This is a genomic window from Phascolarctobacterium succinatutens (assembly GCF_958453765.1).
Taxonomy (GTDB): domain Bacteria; phylum Bacillota; class Negativicutes; order Acidaminococcales; family Acidaminococcaceae; genus Phascolarctobacterium_A; species Phascolarctobacterium_A succinatutens_B.
In genome coordinates this window covers 1-18747 of sequence record NZ_CAUDZA010000020.1, presented here as the reverse complement: position 1 = coordinate 18747, position 18747 = coordinate 1, and the positions used below count along the sequence as shown (strand labels likewise).

21 protein-coding genes and 5 tRNA genes are annotated in these 18747 nt (G+C 47.6%); 14 read left to right on the top strand and 12 right to left on the bottom strand.

Going from position 1 to position 18747, the window contains the following annotated elements; all coding sequences use genetic code 11:
• Positions 1 to 26: 26 nt before the first annotated feature.
• Positions 27 to 242: a tautomerase family protein gene (locus Q7Q81_RS08145; RefSeq protein WP_021719834.1), complete on the bottom strand. Its 216-nt coding sequence runs from the start codon at positions 240 to 242 to the stop codon at positions 27 to 29.
• Between the two features lie 323 nt (positions 243 to 565).
• On the opposite strand from Q7Q81_RS08145, the gene Q7Q81_RS08140 reads away from it, so the two are divergent.
• The 6 genes from Q7Q81_RS08140 to Q7Q81_RS08115 all read left to right on the top strand — a co-directional run bounded on the left by Q7Q81_RS08140 (position 566) and on the right by Q7Q81_RS08115 (position 5406).
• Entirely contained in the window at positions 566 to 1414 is an 849-nt protein-coding gene (locus Q7Q81_RS08140) for a Rossmann-like and DUF2520 domain-containing protein (RefSeq protein WP_304275174.1), read from the top strand.
• Complete coding sequence (gene panB, locus Q7Q81_RS08135; RefSeq protein ID WP_304275171.1) at positions 1407 to 2246, top strand: 3-methyl-2-oxobutanoate hydroxymethyltransferase; 840 nt, start codon at positions 1407 to 1409, stop codon at positions 2244 to 2246. Before Q7Q81_RS08140 ends, panB begins: the two co-directional genes overlap by 8 nt.
• Before the next feature lie 31 nt (positions 2247 to 2277).
• Complete coding sequence (gene panC / locus Q7Q81_RS08130; RefSeq protein ID WP_210685319.1) at positions 2278 to 3132, top strand: pantoate--beta-alanine ligase; 855 nt, start codon at positions 2278 to 2280, stop codon at positions 3130 to 3132.
• A 1-nt stretch (position 3133) separates the two neighbouring features.
• Positions 3134 to 3517, top strand: coding sequence for an aspartate 1-decarboxylase (panD, locus tag Q7Q81_RS08125; protein WP_009145844.1), 384 nt, complete (start codon positions 3134 to 3136; stop codon positions 3515 to 3517).
• 250 nt (positions 3518 to 3767) lie between these two features.
• A complete protein-coding gene (locus Q7Q81_RS08120; protein WP_293808465.1) occupies positions 3768 to 4997 on the top strand; it encodes an ATP-binding protein in 1230 nt (409 codons plus the stop codon).
• Positions 4998 to 5016: 19 nt separating this feature from the next.
• Positions 5017 to 5406: a VOC family protein gene (locus tag Q7Q81_RS08115; RefSeq protein WP_293823120.1), complete on the top strand. Its 390-nt coding sequence runs from the start codon at positions 5017 to 5019 to the stop codon at positions 5404 to 5406.
• A gap of 51 nt (positions 5407 to 5457) precedes the next feature.
• Here Q7Q81_RS08115 and Q7Q81_RS08110 read toward each other — a convergent pair whose 3' ends face one another.
• Positions 5458 to 5847 (bottom strand): winged helix-turn-helix transcriptional regulator, encoded by a 390-nt coding sequence (locus Q7Q81_RS08110; protein WP_293722559.1) that lies wholly within the window; start codon positions 5845 to 5847, stop codon positions 5458 to 5460.
• 220 nt (positions 5848 to 6067) lie between these two features.
• Between Q7Q81_RS08110 and Q7Q81_RS08105 the strand changes: the two genes are divergently transcribed.
• Positions 6068 to 8329, top strand: a complete 2262-nt coding sequence (locus Q7Q81_RS08105) for a heavy metal translocating P-type ATPase (protein WP_304275169.1) — start codon at positions 6068 to 6070, stop codon at positions 8327 to 8329.
• Positions 8330 to 8348: 19 nt separating this feature from the next.
• A complete protein-coding gene (locus Q7Q81_RS08100) occupies positions 8349 to 8555 on the top strand; it encodes a heavy-metal-associated domain-containing protein (protein WP_293695366.1) in 207 nt (68 codons plus the stop codon).
• Between the two features lie 74 nt (positions 8556 to 8629).
• On the opposite strand, the gene Q7Q81_RS08095 is transcribed toward Q7Q81_RS08100, so the two are convergent.
• The 6 genes from Q7Q81_RS08095 to Q7Q81_RS08070 all read right to left on the bottom strand — a co-directional run bounded on the left by Q7Q81_RS08095 (position 8630) and on the right by Q7Q81_RS08070 (position 9360).
• Positions 8630 to 8836 (bottom strand): hypothetical protein, encoded by a 207-nt coding sequence (locus Q7Q81_RS08095; protein ID WP_009145849.1) that lies wholly within the window; start codon positions 8834 to 8836, stop codon positions 8630 to 8632.
• Positions 8837 to 8932: 96 nt separating this feature from the next.
• Positions 8933 to 9008 (bottom strand) — tRNA-Phe (locus Q7Q81_RS08090).
• 5 nt (positions 9009 to 9013) lie between these two features.
• Positions 9014 to 9090 (bottom strand) — tRNA-Asp (locus tag Q7Q81_RS08085).
• A gap of 32 nt (positions 9091 to 9122) precedes the next feature.
• Positions 9123 to 9198 (bottom strand) — tRNA-Val (locus Q7Q81_RS08080).
• 6 nt (positions 9199 to 9204) lie between these two features.
• Positions 9205 to 9279: transfer RNA gene (locus tag Q7Q81_RS08075), tRNA-Glu, on the bottom strand.
• A 5-nt stretch (positions 9280 to 9284) separates the two neighbouring features.
• A tRNA-Lys gene (locus Q7Q81_RS08070) sits at positions 9285 to 9360 on the bottom strand.
• Between the two features lie 173 nt (positions 9361 to 9533).
• Here Q7Q81_RS08070 and Q7Q81_RS08065 point away from each other — a divergent pair.
• The 3 genes from Q7Q81_RS08065 to Q7Q81_RS08055 all read left to right on the top strand — a co-directional run bounded on the left by Q7Q81_RS08065 (position 9534) and on the right by Q7Q81_RS08055 (position 13259).
• Positions 9534 to 10406 (top strand): NAD(P)/FAD-dependent oxidoreductase, encoded by an 873-nt coding sequence (locus Q7Q81_RS08065; protein WP_293823116.1) that lies wholly within the window; start codon positions 9534 to 9536, stop codon positions 10404 to 10406.
• A 78-nt stretch (positions 10407 to 10484) separates the two neighbouring features.
• A complete protein-coding gene (gene serS / locus Q7Q81_RS08060; protein ID WP_293808455.1) occupies positions 10485 to 11765 on the top strand; it encodes a serine--tRNA ligase in 1281 nt (426 codons plus the stop codon).
• 288 nt (positions 11766 to 12053) lie between these two features.
• Positions 12054 to 13259, top strand: a complete 1206-nt coding sequence (locus Q7Q81_RS08055) for a type III PLP-dependent enzyme (RefSeq protein ID WP_304275165.1) — start codon at positions 12054 to 12056, stop codon at positions 13257 to 13259.
• A gap of 167 nt (positions 13260 to 13426) precedes the next feature.
• Here the strand turns inward: Q7Q81_RS08055 and Q7Q81_RS08050 are convergent, their stop codons facing one another.
• The gene (locus Q7Q81_RS08050) at positions 13427 to 13918 is read right to left on the bottom strand and encodes a prolyl-tRNA synthetase associated domain-containing protein (RefSeq protein WP_304275162.1); all 492 of its coding nucleotides are present in this window, start codon (positions 13916 to 13918) and stop codon (positions 13427 to 13429) included.
• A 144-nt stretch (positions 13919 to 14062) separates the two neighbouring features.
• Here Q7Q81_RS08050 and Q7Q81_RS08045 point away from each other — a divergent pair, with 144 nt between their 5' ends.
• Positions 14063 to 15064, top strand: a complete 1002-nt coding sequence (locus Q7Q81_RS08045; protein ID WP_304275159.1) for an extracellular solute-binding protein — start codon at positions 14063 to 14065, stop codon at positions 15062 to 15064.
• A 40-nt stretch (positions 15065 to 15104) separates the two neighbouring features.
• Here the strand turns inward: Q7Q81_RS08045 and Q7Q81_RS08040 are convergent, their stop codons facing one another.
• Genes Q7Q81_RS08040 through thiW form a run of 3 tightly spaced genes read right to left on the bottom strand, consistent with a single transcriptional unit; the run spans position 15105 to position 16234 of the window.
• Positions 15105 to 15437, bottom strand: coding sequence for an ArsR/SmtB family transcription factor (locus Q7Q81_RS08040; protein ID WP_293808446.1), 333 nt, complete (start codon positions 15435 to 15437; stop codon positions 15105 to 15107).
• A 13-nt stretch (positions 15438 to 15450) separates the two neighbouring features.
• Positions 15451 to 15741, bottom strand: a complete 291-nt coding sequence (locus Q7Q81_RS08035; protein ID WP_293823097.1) for a hypothetical protein — start codon at positions 15739 to 15741, stop codon at positions 15451 to 15453.
• Position 15742: 1 nt separating this feature from the next.
• Positions 15743 to 16234: an energy coupling factor transporter S component ThiW gene (thiW, locus tag Q7Q81_RS08030; RefSeq protein ID WP_304094971.1), complete on the bottom strand. Its 492-nt coding sequence runs from the start codon at positions 16232 to 16234 to the stop codon at positions 15743 to 15745.
• Positions 16235 to 16386: 152 nt separating this feature from the next.
• Between thiW and Q7Q81_RS08025 the strand changes: the two genes are divergently transcribed.
• A complete protein-coding gene (locus Q7Q81_RS08025) occupies positions 16387 to 17529 on the top strand; it encodes a CaiB/BaiF CoA transferase family protein (RefSeq protein ID WP_304275157.1) in 1143 nt (380 codons plus the stop codon).
• A 41-nt stretch (positions 17530 to 17570) separates the two neighbouring features.
• The gene (locus Q7Q81_RS08020) at positions 17571 to 18650 is read left to right on the top strand and encodes a M48 family metallopeptidase (protein WP_293692996.1); all 1080 of its coding nucleotides are present in this window, start codon (positions 17571 to 17573) and stop codon (positions 18648 to 18650) included.
• Positions 18651 to 18747 lie beyond the last annotated feature (97 nt).

The window sequence follows — 18747 nt, the reverse complement described above, 5'->3', positions numbered from 1 at the left end:
TTAATATTAAAATAGGTAGAAGAAATTTATTTTTTGGCTGCCGCATTTTTACGGATTTCGGTTACAGGGATGCCGCCGATGCCCCAGTTATCTGTATCAACCTCGTCGATGGTGACAACAGTGGTAGATTTGTTTTTGCCTAGAACGTCGTGCAGAAGATTGGTTGCGCCTTCGATGAGAGCGCGCTTCTGCTCGGGTGTAACGTTACCTTCTTTGGTGATTTTGATGTTTACATAGGGCATGCTGATGACCTCCTTGCATTTTTCTTTCATTATAGCATATTTTGCTTGCAAACTGCGCGTTTCTATGCTATTATAAGTGCGGTAAAATTTACTGATGCACAGTAGCATTTAGGATGAGCTGGAGCAGTTAACAGTAAAGCTTACTTCTGAAAAATTTTAAGTCAATACTCGCTTGGATCTATAAGACCGGGACGAAGACGCAAACAGGCTAACTATGCGCATTCCGTACCGGAATGCGCTTTTTTATATGCTTCGGCACAAATAAGCAATTCCGTAGCCTTGAATTTGCACAGCGTCTCCTGTGGTCAGAAGGGAGGGCAATCTTGAAGGTTGGTATTATTGGCGGTGGGCGTGTCGGCAGCCGTTTGGCTGCAAGCCTGCGTGAAGCAGGCTTGCTGGCCGGCATTACGGCTGCATCCGAGCAGCACAGCGCACAGCTGGCACAGCAGTTTGGCGTACCGGTGACGGATAACGCAAAGCTGTGGCAGGCAGCGGACGTGCTCTTGCTTATCGTACCGGATCGTTTAATTGGTATGGTAGCAGAGGAGCTGGCGCAAAGCGTGATACCTGCAGCTAAGGTTGTGCTGCATGTGAGCGGCAGTGTGGGACTGGAGCCGTTGGCTCCGCTTACGCAGTTGGGAGCACACGTAGGCAGCCTGCATCCGCTGCAGAGCTTTGCCGGCGGCAATACACAGCTTGCAGGTGTGTATATGGCGTTGGACGGTGACAGCGAAGCGCAGGACGCAGGCAAAAAGCTCGTAGAGCTTTTTGGCGGTAAAGCGTTCAGCGTACCGGCTGAAGAACGTGCGGCCTATCATGCGGCAGCGTGCATCTGCTCTAATTACGCTGTAGCGGTGGAGGCTATGGCGGCGCAGCTGATGGCGCGCTGGACCGGCAGCAATGAAGCTGCCTGGGAGGCGCTGCTGCCCCTGTTTAAAGGTACGGCGGCTAATTTGCAGGCTACGCAAAATCCTGCGGCGGTTCTTACAGGACCTATTGCCCGCGGTGATGTCAGCACGGTAGCAAAACATCTTGCTGCCTTACCGGCAGCTGTAATTCCTGCCTATTGCTCTCTGGGTCTGGCAACAACCTCGCTGGCCCTTGCTAATGGCACTATTGACGAAAATGCAGCTGATGAGCTGAGAAATTTGCTTGGAGGATATTATGGCTAACAAACAAGTAACAGTCGCAACGATTAAGGAAATGAAGCAAAATGGCGAACCTATCACGATGATAACCGCTTACGACGTAGCAATGTCCCGCAACGTGAACGAAGCAGGCGTAGATATGATTCTTGTAGGTGATTCCCTGGGTAACGTAATTTTAGGATATAATTCCACAGTCCCAGTAACGATGGATGAAATGATTCATCACACCAAGGCTGTTATGCGTGGCAACAGCACTGCTTTAGTAGTTGGCGATATGCCGTTTATGAGCTATCAGGCAAGCATTGTTGACGCAATGTATAATGCGGCACGCTTCCTGAAGGAAACAGGCTGCACTGCAGTTAAGCTGGAGGGCGGCTCTGAGGTAGTACCTCTCGTAGAGCGCTTGACTCAGGCCGGCATTCCGGTATGTGCTCATATCGGTCTGACTCCGCAATCTGTAAATCAGCTGGGCGGCTTCAAGGTACAGGGCAAGGATATTGCTGCTGCACAAAAAATGATTGATGATGCCAAGGCTTTGGAGGCTGCAGGTGCTTTTGCCTGCGTGCTGGAATGCGTTCCGGCAGCACTGGCTGCTAAGGTAACCGCTGAGCTGAAAACTATGGCTACCATCGGTATCGGTGCCGGCAACGGCTGCGACGGTCAGGTGCTCGTATGCAATGATTTGCTGGGTGTTTCCACCGGTTTCTGTCCGAAATTTGTTAAGAAGTATGCTAATCTGCATGATACAACCGTAGAAGCAGTAAAGGAATATATTGCTGATGTTAAGGCAAGAACCTTCCCTGCTCCGGAGCATACCTTTAAGATTGACGATGCTGTTTTAGAAAAATTATATTAATACTTTCATAAATAAAGTGAGGTAATTCAAAATGAAATTAGTACATACAGTTGCAGAGCTGCGAGAAGAGGTTGCAGCAGCTAAAGCTCAGGGTTTGACCATCGGTTTGGTGCCTACTATGGGCGCTTTGCATGAAGGCCATGCATCCCTGATTAAAGCAGCTAACATGGAAAATGACTTTGTTGTAGTCAGCGTTTTCGTAAACCCGACTCAATTCGGTCCTAACGAAGATCTGGACGCTTATCCGCGTACTTTGGAAGCAGACTGCAAGCTGGCAGAAAGCATGGGCGCTAACGTAGTTTTCGCTCCGGCTCCGAAGGAAATGTATCCGAGCGAGGATGCAACCTGGGTTGAAGTAACCGGTGAGATTACCAAGGTTCTTTGCGGCCGTACCCGTCCAATTCACTTCCGCGGCGTAACTACCGTTGTTACCAAGCTGTTCAACCTGGCACAACCGGACCGTGCTTACTTCGGCCAGAAGGACGCACAACAGGTTGAGGTTCTGAAGCGTATGGTAAAAGACCTGTTCTTCAATATTCAGCTGCGCATTATGCCGATTGTCCGCGAAGCTGACGGTTTGGCAAAGAGCTCCCGCAATACCTATCTGAATGAAGCAGAGCGCAAAGCAGCTCTGGTACTGAGCCGTAGCCTGAAGGCTGCTAAGGAGCAGTACGAAGCAGGTGAGCGTGACGCTGCTAAGATTACTGCGGCTGTTACCGCTTCCATTAAAGAAGAGCCTATGTCTGATATTGATTATGTTGAAATTTATGCACTGCCGGAACTGAAACCTGTAGCAGCTCCGATGGCAGGCAGCAACCTGCTGGCTGTAGCTGTTAAATTCGGCACCACCCGTCTGATTGATAATGTAGTTTTGGAGGAGAAATAATATGCTTTATACTATGCACCATGGCAAAATTCATCGCGCTACCGTAACCCAGGCAAACCTGGAATATATGGGCAGCATTACTATCGACAGCGAGCTGCTGGAGCTGTCCGGTATTCTTCCGGGCGAGCGTGTACAAATCGTTGACAACAACAACGGTAACCGTCTGGAAACCTATGTTATCGCCGGTGAGCGTGGCAGCGGTGTTATCTGCCTGAACGGTGCTGCTGCACGTAAGGTTTTGGTTGGTGATACTGTTATCATCATCGCTTACAGCCTCATGACCGAGGAAGAAGCTAAAACCTATGTGCCGAAGGTTGTAATGGTTGACGAAAACAACCATCCGATCAACGTTCGCGGTACTGAAAAGGAAGCAGAAATCGGCTGATTTTAAGTATTATAAGAGCACGTTGCGGCTTGCGCTTGGCGCAGGCTGCAGCGTGCTTTTTGTATTATTTATTTTGTTTTAAAACCATTTGCAAGATGTGTGTGAATAAAATATTTCGGCTGTTTTAAAGTAGAAACGCAAAAAGTTCGGCTAAATCGTAAGGATGATTATTGTTTAGCCGATATTCTGCTTGCTTTTAGGTATTATATGGGATATACTTTGCATAGAATACAAGGAAAGGATGATGACTATGGCTTATATTAATCGAGCAATGGAGGCGACATTTAAAAGAATGGCGCAGGAATTTTCTGTTGTCCTATTGACCGGTCCCAGGCAGGTTGGCAAAACAACTATGTTAAAAAGACTGGCTGAGGCAGAGGATGTAAATCGCGAATATGTTACACTTGATGATATTACAGAACGCGAGATGGCGAAAAACGATCCTAAACTGTTTTTGCAGCTGCATAAGCCACCGGTATTCATTGATGAGGTGCAATATGCACCGGAGCTTTTTCCTTATATTAAGATTTATGTTGATGAGCATCAGCAGGCAGGAGATTTTTGGCTGACAGGTTCACAGATTTTTAAATTGATGGATGGTGTGCAGGAATCCTTGGCGGGGCGTGTTTGCTTGCTGCACATGTCACCTTTATCGCAGGCAGAGGCATGTGGCTGTACGTCTGAACCGTTTACAGTTGATTTTGAGCGCTTGTTAATGCGTAGCAAAGCTGTTTCTCCTGCAAGCATACAGGAGGTTTTTGAGCGGATCTGGCGTGGTGGTATGCCTGCCATTGTTAGTGGAGTAAAAAAAGAACAGGCGGCAGTTTATAGCAGCTATATTTCCACCTATATTGACAGGGATGTCAAGGAGATTGCGGATAGAGTTGATTCTTTTAAATTCTTGAACTTTGTCACTGTTGTTGCGGCGCTTACTAGCCAGATGGTGAATTATAAAACTATAGCTGATGCAGTAGAAATCAGTGTGCCTACTGTGAAAAACTGGCTGAACATTTTAGAGCGCTTGGGAATTATTTTTTACCTGCATCCATACAGTAATAATTTGCTGAAGCGTATGGTGACAAAGCCGAAGCTATATTTTTATGACAGCGGTTTAGTTGCCTATCTCACGAAGTGGACAGACAGTGAGACATTGATGAATGGCGCAATGAGTGGGGCAATTTTAGAAAACTTTGTTGTGTCTGAGATTGTGAAAAGCTATCAAAATGCAGGTTTAGAGCCGTTTATTTATTATTACCGTGATAAGGATAATAAGGAGATTGATATTGTTCTTGAACGCAATGGTACATTGTATCCGCTCGAAGTAAAGAAAACCATGATGCCGGACAAACGTTGGACGAATGTTTTTGGTGTGCTGGATAAGACCAGCTTAAAGCGTGGGACAGGTGGAATTTTGTGCCTGAGTGATAAGTTTACGGCATTTGACAGAGATAATTTGATAATTCCTGTTTGGGAGATTTAGATTAAAGCAGGTGATTTTCATGCGTATAACTGGTTTAGACCATATTGTTATCACAACAGCCAACATTGATAAATGCATAGCATTTTATGCAGGCGTTTTAGGTTTGCGTCATGAGTTGAAAAATGGCAAGCATGCTTTTTACTTTGGTGTGCAGAAGATTAATATTCACTGCAGACCGGCAGAATTTTTGCCGGCAGCGCAGCATCCTACATACGGCAGTCAGGATATCTGCCTGCTTGCTGACAGGGATATCTGCACAATTAAAGCAGAAATAGAAGCCAAGGGCTATCCGATTGAGGAAGGTGTTGTGGCGCGTCAAGGTGCCCTTGGAGCAATGCAAAGCATTTATCTGCGGGATGCGGATGGCAATTTGATTGAAATTGCAGTTTATGAAAAGAACAGCAAATAAAAAACTTCGGTAGAACGCTAAATATAATCGTTCTACCGAAGTTTTTCGTTTCTATTCGCTTTTGTCGTGGCAGCAGCAATGTTCTGCTTCCACAGGCTTCATGGAGCATTCTGGGCAGATGCCTTCACCCTTTAAAAGCTTGCTGCCCCAGGCATACATGGCCTGCAGGATGGGGAAAAGGCTTTCGCCCCGCGGCGTCAGGCTATACTCAACCTTAGGCGGTACGACGGCGTACACCTTGCGCGCAATCAAGCCGTCACCTTCCAGCTCGCGTAATTGCTGAGTGAGCATTTTGGGTGTTGCTTCGGGGACGAGGCGGCGCAGCTCGTTGAAGCGCAAAATTTTTCCGGACAGGTGCCATAGAAGCAAGGCCTTATATTTGCCGCCGATAAGCTGCAGCGTGGCGGCAACGGGACAGTTGACGTTAATAGTATCTTTCATTTGGAGTTTCCTTTCTGCAAAGAGCAAGGTGATTAAGATATAATGATGCTATGAAAAAATCATATGTCTGCCTTGTGCATCAAAATTTATATATCTTTACAGTATCTTTTTACATACTATCTACCTAAATAGTGCGTTCTTGAAATAAAGATAGCGTTTGCTATAATAATAGCAGACAAAAAATTTTATGTCAAACAGATAGCAAGCGAAAGGAGTCACGATGAAAAAACAGTTACTTGATATAACGGGCATGAGCTGCAGTGCCTGCTCGTCACGCATAGAAAAGGTTGTCAACAGGATGCAGGGCGTGGAGCAGATGAGTGTTAATCTGCTGAAAAATAATGCGCACGTTACCTTTGATGAAAGCGTTGTAGATGAAAAGGAGATTATTGCCCGCATTGAAAAGCTGGGCTTCGGTGCAAGTGTGCATGCCGCAGGAGCTGCCGCTGCGCCTGTGCCGCAGCAGGATACGGTGGCGCAGGAGATGGCGGAGATGAAGCAGCGTCTTATCGGCTCGCTGATTTTTGCCGGTCTTGTTTTTTATCAGCATATGGGGCGCATGTGGGGCTGGCCGTTGCCAAGCTTTATTCTGGGGCAGGAAAACGAGCTGATTAATGCTTTGCTACAGATGCTGTGGTGTATTCCGGTACTCTTTATCGACCGCAAGTATTTTATCCATGGTGTGCGTAATCTTTTAAGCGGTGCGCCTAACATGGATTCCCTGATTGCCGTAGGCAGCGGTGCATCGTTTATTTATGGTTTGTATTCCGTATTTGGCATGGCGTATGCCTTTGGCCATAACCGTCTTGATTTGCTGCCAGGCTTTGTCGATGCTTTATATTTTGAAGCGAGTGCCGTTATTTTGGCGCTTGTAACCTTAGGCAAGTTTATGGAGGCGCGGGCGAAGAGCCACACCTCTGATGCGATTAAGGCGCTGATGAAGCTTACGCCGAAGACGGCGCTTGTCGAACGTCACGGTCTGCAGGGAGAAATTCCTGTAGAGGAGGTAGTTACAGGCGATGTGCTGATTGTAAAAAGCGGTGCGTCCGTGCCTGTGGACGGTAAAATTATTGAGGGCAGCGCTGCCTTGGACGAAAGTGCGTTGACCGGTGAAAGCTTGCCGGTCGATAAAACAATCGGTGACAAGGTTATCGGCGGCACAGTCAACAGAAGCGGTTACTTTAAGATGGAAGCGACTGCGATTGGCGCTGATACCGCTTTAGCGAAGATTATTGCGCTGGTGGATGAGGCAACATCTTCTAAAGCGCCTATTGCCAAGCTGGCTGATAAGGTGAGCAGCTATTTTGTGCCTGCCGTTATAGGCATTGCCGTGCTTGCGGCGGTTGTCTGGCTGGCGCTCGGCGCAAGCTGGCATTTTGCGCTGACGATTGCCATTTCAGTGCTCGTCATTTCCTGTCCCTGTGCTTTGGGGTTGGCAACGCCGACGGCAATTATGGTAGGTACAGGGCGCGGAGCAAAGAGCGGCATTCTGATTAAATCAGCAACCGCTTTGGAAACGGCGCATAAGGTTGATACCGTTATCTTAGACAAAACAGGTACCATTACGGCAGGCAAGCCGGTGGTGACAGATATTTTGCCTGTAAAGGTTACGGAAAATGAATTGCTGGCCTTTGCCGCAGGCTTGGAAAAGCTTTCAGAGCATCCGTTAGGTGAAGCGATTGTTGCTGCTGCTGAAGAAAAGCAGCTTGCTTTGCCGGAAGCAGTCAATTATAAGCAAATACCCGGGCAAGGTGTTACGGGAGAAATCGCCGGCGCAGAATGCGCTGCCGGTAATCTGAAGCTGCTGCAGGCGCTGAATGTTGAGAAAAGCGCATTGATGGAGCATCATGAAAAGATGGCATCACAGGGTAAAACACCGTTATACTTTGTGCGTGCAGGCGAACTTTTAGGTTGCATTGCTGTTGCGGATACCGTAAAGCCGACAAGCAGGGAGGCTATTGGCAGGCTGCAGGCGATGGGTATGCGTGTGCTGATGGTGACCGGTGATAACCGGGCGACGGCGGAGGCGATTCGTGCGCAGGTTGGCGTTGATGAGGCTGTTGCTCAGGTGCTGCCGCAGGATAAGGAAGCGGTAGTACGCAAACTGCAGCAGGAAGGCCATATTGTCGCTATGGTAGGCGACGGCATCAATGATGCACCGGCGCTGGCGCGTGCCGATGTAGGTATCGCTATCGGTGCCGGCACTGATATTGCTATTGAAGCCGCTGATATGGTTTTGATTAAAAGCGATTTGCTTGATGTGGCAAAAGCTATCCGCTTAAGCCGCGGTGTAATGACCAATATCAAGGAAAATCTTTTCTGGGCCTTTATTTATAATGCTGTCGGTATTCCGTTTGCCGCAGGTGTGTTTTATACAGCCTTCGGCTGGCTGCTGAACCCGCTGATTGCAGCGGCGGCGATGAGCTGCAGCAGTGTTTCCGTTGTTACTAACGCACTAAGACTGCGTTTTATAAAATTGTAATTGCAAAGGAGATTTTATTATGACTAAAACTATTGCTATCGAAGGTATGCACTGCCAGCATTGTGTTGGCGCTGTTAAGGAAGCATTGGCTGCTGTTGCCGGTGTAACAAGTGTTGTCGTTTCTTTGGAAAACAATAATGCGGTTGTTGAGGGTGCAGGCCTGGATGACGCAGTTTTGCAGGCTGCTGTTGAAGATACCGGCTTTGATGTAACCGGCATCAACTGAAAATGAGCACAAAAAAACGCCGCGTAAAGCGGTGTTTAAGCTTGTAAAAAGGTCGCTGCGCAGCGGCCTTTTTCTTATGCAAATATTTCTGCTATAGCAGGCGGAAGCATATCAAGTGCGCTTGCTGTCATAAATGCGGCAGCAATGGCCACGACGATAAAAGCAGCAGCGTGCGGATAATCCTTTTTGCGCACGGAAGAGAAGATGGCACGCAGGGATAAAAGCAGAATCAGACCCCAGATGTAGGGACCGGTTACTTCATGGAAAAATTTTTCAAACATGATAACACTCCTTGCTGGCTAAAAAAATGTGTTTAAGCAGATATAGATATACATATAATAAAAAAACACCCGCAATAGCAGGTGCTGTTTTTGGATTGGTGCCTCAGCACAGAATCGAACTGTGGACACAAGGATTTTCAGTCCTTTGCTCTACCAACTGAGCTACCGAGGCATGATTGGCGACCCGGATGGGACTCGAACCCACGACCTCCGCCGTGACAGGGCGGCATTCTAACCAACTGAACCACCGGGCCATTACAATATTGAGGCAAAATGGGCAAAAAAATGGTGGGCGCTAACGGGATCGAACCGCTGACATTCTGCTTGTAAGGCAGACGCTCTCCCAGCTGAGCTAAGCGCCCGTAATTTGGTGACCGGTGGGGGAATCGAACCCCCGATACCGCCGTGAAAGGGCGGTGTCTTAACCGCTTGACCAACCGGCCAAATGTGGTGACCCATGTAGGCCTCGAACCTACGACACCCTGATTAAGAGTCAGGTGCTCTACCAACTGAGCTAATGGGCCGTGGTCACGTTACTTGATTATAATACTCTATATGCAGGAAAATGTCAAGCACTTTTTTCAAAAAAACTTAAAAAATCTCCGGAAGCATAAAAACATTTGACTATGCATCTAGAAAAGCATACAATTAAAGTGTTATAGTAGGTCCTAAATTTTTTTGTACGGAGGATAGACTTATGGATTACGATATTGCCGTTATTGGTGGTGGTCCTGCCGGCGTATCTGCAGCGATTACTGCAGCCAGCAAGGGACGTAAGGTTGTTCTGTTTGAAGCCCACGGCTTCAGCCCCCGTCTGCGTAGTGTAGCGCAGATTACAGATTACATGGGTATCCCGGATATTTCCGGTACTGCGCTTATGGATATTTTTGTAAATCATCTCAAGCAGATGGAAGTAGATATCATTGAGGCCAAAATTATTTCTTTGCGCGAGGTAGGCGAAGGCTTTATGCTGGGTACTCCGCATGGTGAATATTCTGCGGATTCCGTAGTACTGGCAACAGGTATTTCCCGCTCTACGCTTTTCCCGGGTGAAAAAGAATTTTTGGGCAAGGGTGTAAGCTACTGCGCTGTTGTTGATGCTGATAAATATAAGGGCAAGTCCGTGGCTGCTATTGCTACAGTACCTGATGCTCTGGAAGAGGTTGAATATCTGGCAGACCAGTGCGAGCATGTATTCTTCTTCCCGCTGTATTCCGGTTTTGTTCCGCCCAAAAAGAAAAATATTACTGTAGTGCTGGATAAGCCGACAGAAATTACCGGTACCGACAAGGTTACCGGCTTGCGTGCAGGCGATGATTTTTACAGCGTTAAGGCTGCTTTTGTTTTCCGCGCCAGCGATCCGCTCAACAGCTTCCTGCCGGGATTGGAAATCCGCGGACGCAGCATTTATGTTGATGATCAGGCGCAAACAAATATTGAAGGCGTATTTGCCGGCGGTGACTGCACAGGTCAGCCGTGGCAGGTAAACCGTGCTGCCGGTCAGGGACAAAAGGCTGCTCTTTCCGCCATCCGCTATCTTGCACGTCGCGATGAGGGAATTGACTATTAAAAATTGCAGTAAAATCTTTTATCCCAACGGGATTTATGCTACAATATAAGTTATGATAAATTATTTGGAGGCTAGATTATGTTAGATTTAAAATTCGTCCGCGAAAATCCGAAGCTGGTCGAAGAGGCTGTAAAAAGCCGTAATGGCAGCCTTGATTTGACTGAATTCCTGGAATTGGATAAAAAACGTCGTGAAATTACCCAACAGGTAGAAGCACTGAAGAAAGAACGCAATACTGCATCTCAGGAGATTGGCAAGCTGAAAAAAGCCGGTCAGGATGCTGCTGAGCAGATGGCTGCAGTTCGTGCTCTCGGCGATAAAATTGCTGCAGATGACAAGGAACTGAAAGAGATTGAAGAAAAAATCAAAAGCATTCTGCTGACTATTCCTAACGTTCCCGCTGAAGATGTTCCCGTAGGCAAGGATGATACCTGCAACCCGGTTATCCGCACTTGGGGCGAACCGACTAAGTTTGATTTTGAACCTAAGGCTCACTGGGATATCGGTGAAAACCTGGGCATTCTGGATTTCGAACGTGGCGTTAAGGTTAGCGGTGCACGTTATGTATTCTATCGTGGCATGGGCTCTCGTCTGGAGCGTGCCGTTATCAACTTCTTCCTGGATGTACACACCAGAAAGCATGGTTATACCGAATTCTTCCCGCCGTTCATCGTTAATGGTGCAAGCATGCAGGGCACCGGCCAACTGCCGAAGTTTGCCGAGGATATGTACAAGCTGGAAAACGGCGATATGTACCTGATTCCGACCGCAGAGGTTCCTGTAACCAACTATCATCGCGATGATATTCTGACCGGCGATGAGCTGCCGCTGAAATATACCGCATACAGCGCTTGCTTCCGTGCAGAGGCCGGTGCTGCAGGCCGTGATACCCGTGGTCTGATCCGTATGCATCAGTTCAATAAGGTTGAGCTGGTTAAATTCACTAAACCGGAAGAATCCTGGGCTGAGCTGGATAAGCTGACTAATGATGCTGAGGAAGTTCTGCAATTACTGGGCCTGCCGTACCATGTTGTACGTCTGTGCACCGGTGACCTGGGCTTTAGCTCTGCTACCACCTATGACCTCGAAGTATGGCTGCCGGCAGCAAACTGCTACCGCGAAATTTCTTCCTGCTCCAACTTCCTGGACTTCCAGGCACGCCGTGCTAACATCCGCTTCCGTCGTGATGCAAAATCCAAACCGGAATTTGTACACACCCTTAACGGCAGTGGTGTAGCTGTTGGCCGTACCGTTGCCGCTATTCTGGAAAACTATCAGCAGGCTGATGGCAGCGTAGTTGTTCCTGAGGTTCTGCGTCCTTACATGGGCTGCGATGTAATTCCCGCTCCGAAAAAATAAGCTGCGCAGATTCAGCTGAATAAAAAAAGCGTTGAAATGTCATTTAACCGACATTTCAACGCTTTTTGTTTTGTCTGCTGTATTCAGTAACTTTTTGCTAGTTTAAAATATTTTATGGCGAAATTCTCTGTATTTTACAGTTAAAAATGTGCTAATCCGTGATTATTGGAAAATTTTTCCGTTCTCCTTGAAAAAAATCAATTTTTTGCCGTTTTCCTATTGTACTTTCAAATTATTGTGGTACAATCATAGAAGAAAAAATAAATGCAATAGCAAGGGGAGAGTGTTATGAGTAATAAAAAACATTTCCAAATAAGCCAACAGGCTGCAGAAAAATTAGCGGTACGTTTCGGTACGCCGCTGTTAGTGCTTTCTCTTGAGGAAATCAAAAAGAACTACAAGGTTTTAAAAAAATATATGCCGCGTGTCAAAATTCATTACGCGATTAAGGCTAATCCGCATCCGGAAATTTTGCGGGTGATGGCAGATATGGGCTCCTGCTTTGACGTAGCAAGCGACGGAGAAATCCGCACTCTGCATGATATGGGTGTGGATGGCGGCCGTCTGATTTACGCTAATCCGGTAAAGACGGGCATAGGCTTGGAGGCCTGCCGCAGCTGTGGCGTACGCAAGATGACCTTTGACAGCGCCAGTGAAATAGATAAAATAAAAAAACAGTGCCCGGATGCGACTGTACTGCTCAGACTGCGTATCGACAATTCTTCGGCACATGTTGATTTGAATAAAAAATTCGGTGCTGCACGTGAAAATGCGTTGGCTTTGATGCAGCAGGCTAAGGAAGCAGGCTTGGATATGGCAGGCGTTGCTTTTCATGTAGGCAGCCAGACTGTCAGCGCTGACCCCTATCTGCATGCGCTGGATATTGCGCGTGAGCTGTTTGAGGAGGCTGAAGCAGCAGGTCTGAAGCTGCGAATTCTGGATATCGGCGGCGGCTTCCCTATTCCTGAACCGAAGGTTAAATTCAACCTGCCGGAAATACTGCGCCAAATCAATGCGCGTCTGGATGAAGATTTTGCCGATGCCGAAATCTGGGCCGAACCGGGCCGTTATATCTGCGGTACGGCGGTAAATCTGATTACCAGCGTCATCGGTGTTACCGAGCGCGGCGGTCAGCCATGGTACTTCCTCGATGAAGGCCTGTACGGAACCTTCTCCGGTGTGCTCTTTGACCAGTGGGATTTTAAGCTCATCAGCTTCCGTGAGGGTGATGAAAAGGTGGCAGCGACGTTTGCAGGACCGAGCTGCGATTCCCTGGATATTATGTTCCGCGGACGCCTGACAGTGCCGCTGCAGGTTGGCGATTTACTGCTGGTTCCCAGCTGCGGTGCCTATACCTCTGCCAGCGCAACTACCTTTAACGGCTTCAGCAAGGCTAAGTTTGTTATCTGGGAACGCGTAAAGGCTGAGGTTGAGCCTGTTGCCGCTGTCGGACGTGTTGAGATGAATCAGTCTGTGGCGCAGGCTGTAAAATAAAAATAGAATTTTTACCGCATCAGCGTTTAACGTTGGTGCGGTTTTTGTTTTAGGGAAAAACGTGACAGATTAGGTGTGAAAAGTACGGAAAAACGTGACAAGATCAGGATTTTTTAGACGCAGCGAGGGAAGTCTTAACGCTCATTTTACGCAAGTATGCTTGTTTCTTACAGCTCTACCAGCTTCACTTCTACCTGTAGTTCAGACAACAATGCCAGCAAATCGCCAAAGGCAAGCCAGACGGTGGCGGTGTTATCGTTCGGATGAATACCGATGATGGCGGATGGCGGTAAGTTTTTGCTGCTGACGAAGATAACGCTTTTGCTTGTATCGTTCAACAGGCCGAAGGGAGAAACTAAGCCTGACTGCAGTCCTAAATATTTTTCCAGACGCTCTGCCGAAACGAAGCTGAGGCGGGAGCTTGCAAGCTTTACTGCAAGCTCTTTGAGATCAACAGGAGTAGCTGCGGGAACGGTCAGAAGAAAGTGCTGCTTACCGTTGCTGTTGCGTAAAAATAAATTTTTGCAGATAACGGCATCAGCAGGTATTTTCAGTGTGTCTGATTCCTCCATAGAATAAACAGGCCTGTGCTCTGTATAGGAGAATTGTATATTCTTGCTGTTTAAAAGAGCATAGATACTATTTTTGTCAAAACTCATAGGTAATCTCCTCACGGAAAGTTTTGTATGTTGATGTATTCCATTATAAAGCAGTATGTGCTTTATGACAACCTGCGTACTTTCTAAATATGGAGAAAGCTCGGCGTTCATGCTATAATAATAGCAAAGCGAAAGGCGGAAAAGATGATGCGAAAAGTTATAATATATATTTTGACGCTGCTGGCTTTGCTGGCAACGGGCTGTGGCAGTGAGCAGCCGCAGCCTAAGGAGCTGCAACTCTGCAGCAGTATGGGCACCAAGCTGACGGAGGTTATTGCCGACAGCTACAGCAAGGCTGCAGGTGTAAAAGTAAATATAAGCTATCTGCCCGGAGGCACACAGCAGGAACGCTTGGATTACCTGCGTAAGCACAGGTTTGATGTCTGGCTGGGCGGTACGAGTGAGGAATACTTCATGGCGGATGAGCAGCATATTCTGCAGCCTTATATTGCCAAGGAATCCTACAAGGTGCCGGCAGAGCTGCGTAACCGTACAGGACAATGGACAAGCTTGTATCTGAGCTACATTGCTTTGCTGAGCAATAAAAACAATCTGCATGCCTACGGTCTGTATGCTCCGGAAACCTGGGATGAGCTTTTGGCACCGCAGCTTAAGGATGAGCTGGCGATTGCCGACTTTGATCTTGGCGGAGCAAGCTTCGGCATGATTACAAGCATCTGGCAGATGCGCGGCAAGGAGCAGGCTATGGCTTATGCAGCCAAGCTTAATGCGCAGCAGCCGGTGTATACCAAGGGCTTCGGCGAGGCGGTAGACCTTGTGTATATCGGTAAAAAAACCGTTGCTATAGTGCCTTTGGATTATGCTTTGCAGATGGAAGCACGTCACCGCCACCTGTTTGCGACAGTGGTGAAGGATGCCAACCGTACGATGCTTACCGGTGCAGCGATTATGCGCAGCGCAGAGCATCCCGATCAGGCGCGTGCCTTCTTAGACTATCTGATGAGTGACGCGGGCGTAGAGCTGTTGCCTGCTAACGGGTATCATTATATGTGGCATGTAAAAAAATATCCCTATAATGACGGCCGTAGGGAGCTTATAGGTAATGTTCGCGTGCCGGTAGATGATTTAAGCTGGACCTCGGTCTATAAGAGTGAGATTATCCGTCAATGGAGAGGTGCGCTTTAAAGGCATAAAAAAATTGGCGCTTTTACAGCGCCAATCAGCATTATAAAACCTTATGCTTTACATGGTCCAGTGCTTGGTCAAAAAGACTGAGCACATGGCTGTCATCCAGAGAATAAATAACCTCTTTGCCGTCCTTGGTAAATTTTACCAGGTTGGTGGCACGCAGCAGACGCAGCTGATGCGAAATAGCGGAATGAGTCATACCAAGGGCATCGGCAATACAGGTAACGCACATTTCCTCGTGTGCTAACAGGGAGAGAATGCGGATACGTGTGGGATCGCTGAGAACTTTAAAAATATCTGCCATAGGCTGGATATATTTTTCGTCATCTTTGCCGGGGAGAGGCAAGGCATGATTGTGGATGTGTGTCATTTTTTCACCTACTTTACTTTTTATTGTTTAAGCGCAGACCTTTATTGAAAAAGAATGCGAGTACTGCGTAATAAAAGAAGCCTCCGGTAGGAGTCTTGCTGATAAACCACGTCGGAAAAAGGAAAAAGCTTACACTGAGAAAGAGCAGCTGCGGCAAGCAGCTGAAAAGACAGCTGATACCTTCCTCCTGCCATTTGCTTTTAATGTGCAGCGCACTGAAAACGCTGTAGCGTGAGGCAAAGGCTCCGAAGCAGATGCCGCTGAAGGCATAGAGAAGGAAGTTGACAATTTCACCGAAGTCCATCTTACTTACCTTCTTTGCTGCTAAGCTGTTTAAAGAAACCGGTTTTGAGCAGTAGGCAGGCAATAATGCTGCCGCCGATGGTGCTTACCAAAAACGGCGGGATAAAGAACCAGGCTACGGCCTTGCTGCCTAAAAGCAGAGTAGCCATAATCCAGGCAACGAAGCCTCCGATGATGCCGGTGCCGAAAATTTCACCGGCCATAGCTGCCGGCAAGGTTTTGTAACGGTTGTAGGCCAGTCCTGCGAGGGCTGCACCAATCATACTGCCGGGGAAAGCCAGCAGCGAGCCTGTGCCAAGCATGTTGCGCAGACAGGCAATGATGAAGCCTATAGCAACGGCGTAATCAGGTCCTAAGAGAACCGCACCCATAACATTGATGGCATGCTGCACAGGGAAGCATTTGGAAACACCTGCAGGAATATAAATTAAATGTGCGCTCAGTGTGCCGATGGCAATCAGAAGCGCTGCTGATGTCAGCTTGCGGGTTTGCATATAAAAACCTCCATATGAAAGTTGTGTATGGCTAACAATGATATAACTATATTATAGCATTTAAATAGGTGTTTTGTGAACATATCTGAATAAATTCATAAGAAAATTTTTCAGAATATAAAAGCTTATTAAGCAGAACAGGAGTGATAAATTTGGCTTTGTTAGAAGGTATTAAGGTTATTGATTTTTCCAAGTGGTTGCCGGGACAATATTGCGGTATGCTGTTAGGTGATTATGGTGCGGATGTTGTCAAGATTGAAGATTTGCAGGGTGATGCGACGCGTCGCTTTTGGCCTGAAAAAACTAAAGGTATGAGCTATTGGCATCTGATGCTGAACCGCAATAAGCGAGGCGTTGCCTTGAATCTTAAAAAGGACGGCGGCCGTGATTTGCTGCTAAAGCTGCTGCAGAAGGCCGATGTTTTTCTGGAGGGCTTCCGTCCGGGATATCTGGCGCGTTATGGACTGGATTATGCAAGCGTGCACAAAATCAATCCGCGTCTGGTGTACTGCTCGATTACCGGCTTCGGCCAGGAATCGCATAAGCCGGCGCATGATCTGAATGTTGTGGGGCTGGCAGGCTTAAATAATCTTGATGATGTCGGCAGAGCCTGTGTATCCGAAGTGCAGGTGAGCGCTGTAGGCAGTGGTTTGAATGCCTTGAGTGCGATTTCTATGGCGTTGCTGGCGCGCGAGCGTACAGGAAAAGGCCAGTGGCTGGATGTTAATTTGTACGCTACGGCACTGTCTATGCAGGTGACGGGCATCAGCGCTTTGTGGGGCTGCAAAGAAACCGGTGAAAAGCCTTTTGGCCGTATAGCGCATTACTATAATATTTATCGTACCGCAGATGGCAGATATCTGACAGTTGGTACTATCGAGCCTAAGTTTTGGCAGCGCTTTTGCGATTTGATTGAATGTCCGGAGCTGGAAAAACGCCAATATGATTTTGCTCATGAAGAGGAGCTGCAGCAGCTGGTGGCTGCTAAAATTGCAGCTAAAACCCAACAGCAATGGTTGGATTTAATCGGTAGCGCAGAATTTTGCGTAACGCCTGTGTGCAGCCTGGAGGAAGCGTTGGACAGTGAGCTGACGGCGCAGGAGCATATCCTGCAGGAAGCAGACAGTGATCTTGGCAAATTGCAGTATATCGGCGGTCCGGTGAAGTTCAGTGAGGATGCAAGCAGCATCCGCATGAGAGCACCTAAGCTCGGCGAACATACGCTGGATATTTTGCAGGAACTGGGATATAATGATAATGAAATCAGCGCTTTACATGAAGAGGGCGCAATCTAGGATTTTTTGATTGTAGTGTGTTTATGAAGCAGGAGGCCAATATGAGGAAAATATTAAAGCTTTTTATGACATTTGTTTTTGCCTGCTGCCTGTTTGTAGGCGTTAATCCTGCAGAAGCAGGTTTAATCAGCAGAGAGCAGGAAATTGAAATGGGCCAGCAGACAGCTAAGCAGCTGGAGGCTCAATACGGCGTGTCGCAGGATGCTGCGCTGCAGGAAAGAGTTAACCGCATCGGACAAAGACTGGCAAAGGTTTGCGGACGTGATGATATCACTTTTTCCTTCAAGGTGCTTAACAACAATGAGGTCAATGCCTTGGCCTGCCCCGGCGGCTTTGTTTATGTGTATAAGGGACTGATTGACTACATGCCGACAGACATGGAGCTGGCCGGTGTTCTTGGCCATGAGGTGGGACACGTAGCCAAGAAACACACAGTAAATGCGATTGAAAAGCAGATGTGGACCTCGCTGATTCTGATAGCTGCTACCCGCGGACAGGGCATGGGACTTGTGCAGGCAGCGCAGCAGGCGTTGTTTGCCGGCTACAGCCGTACAGATGAGCGCGGTGCCGATAAGGAAGGCGTAAAAAACAGTATCGCAGCAGGCTATAACCCTTACAGCATGCTGATTACCGTGTGGAAGCTGGACGATTTGTCCAAGCAGGGCGGCGGTGCGAAATACGGCCTGTTCAGCAGCCATCCCGAGCCGGAGGAACGCGTAAAACGTGTTATGAAGCAGCTTAAGGAATATAACATTCATCCCGATGTTGTTGTTAAAGACGATGACCATGCGACTGTTACCGAGGGTAACTGGAGCTTTAACGTAAGTCAGAGTATCGGTAATACCAAGGGTAAATATCGTGCCTATATGCTCGCAGGCGGCTTGTGGAACGTGCGTCAGCGCGGACCTGTAAACCCCAACCATTTTGTGGTTTATGACAACGGCAGTACGGCAGATATCTATTATGACGATATCCAGGTTTTCCGTCTGTATACTCAGGATGCAGGTGCCTTTGGCAGTGCCGGCGCTTATGCCGCAGCTTGCGTTGATATGCTGCGTGATTGGGCGCAGATAGCCAATGCTAATGATGCTAAAGCTAAGAGCAGCACCAAAAAGAAATAAGCAGATTTAGGCAATAAATAAAGCCATACCCTGCTAAGCAATTTGAACCGACCCCCTAAAGTTAGACCTAAAAATCTAATTTTAGGAGGTCGGTTTT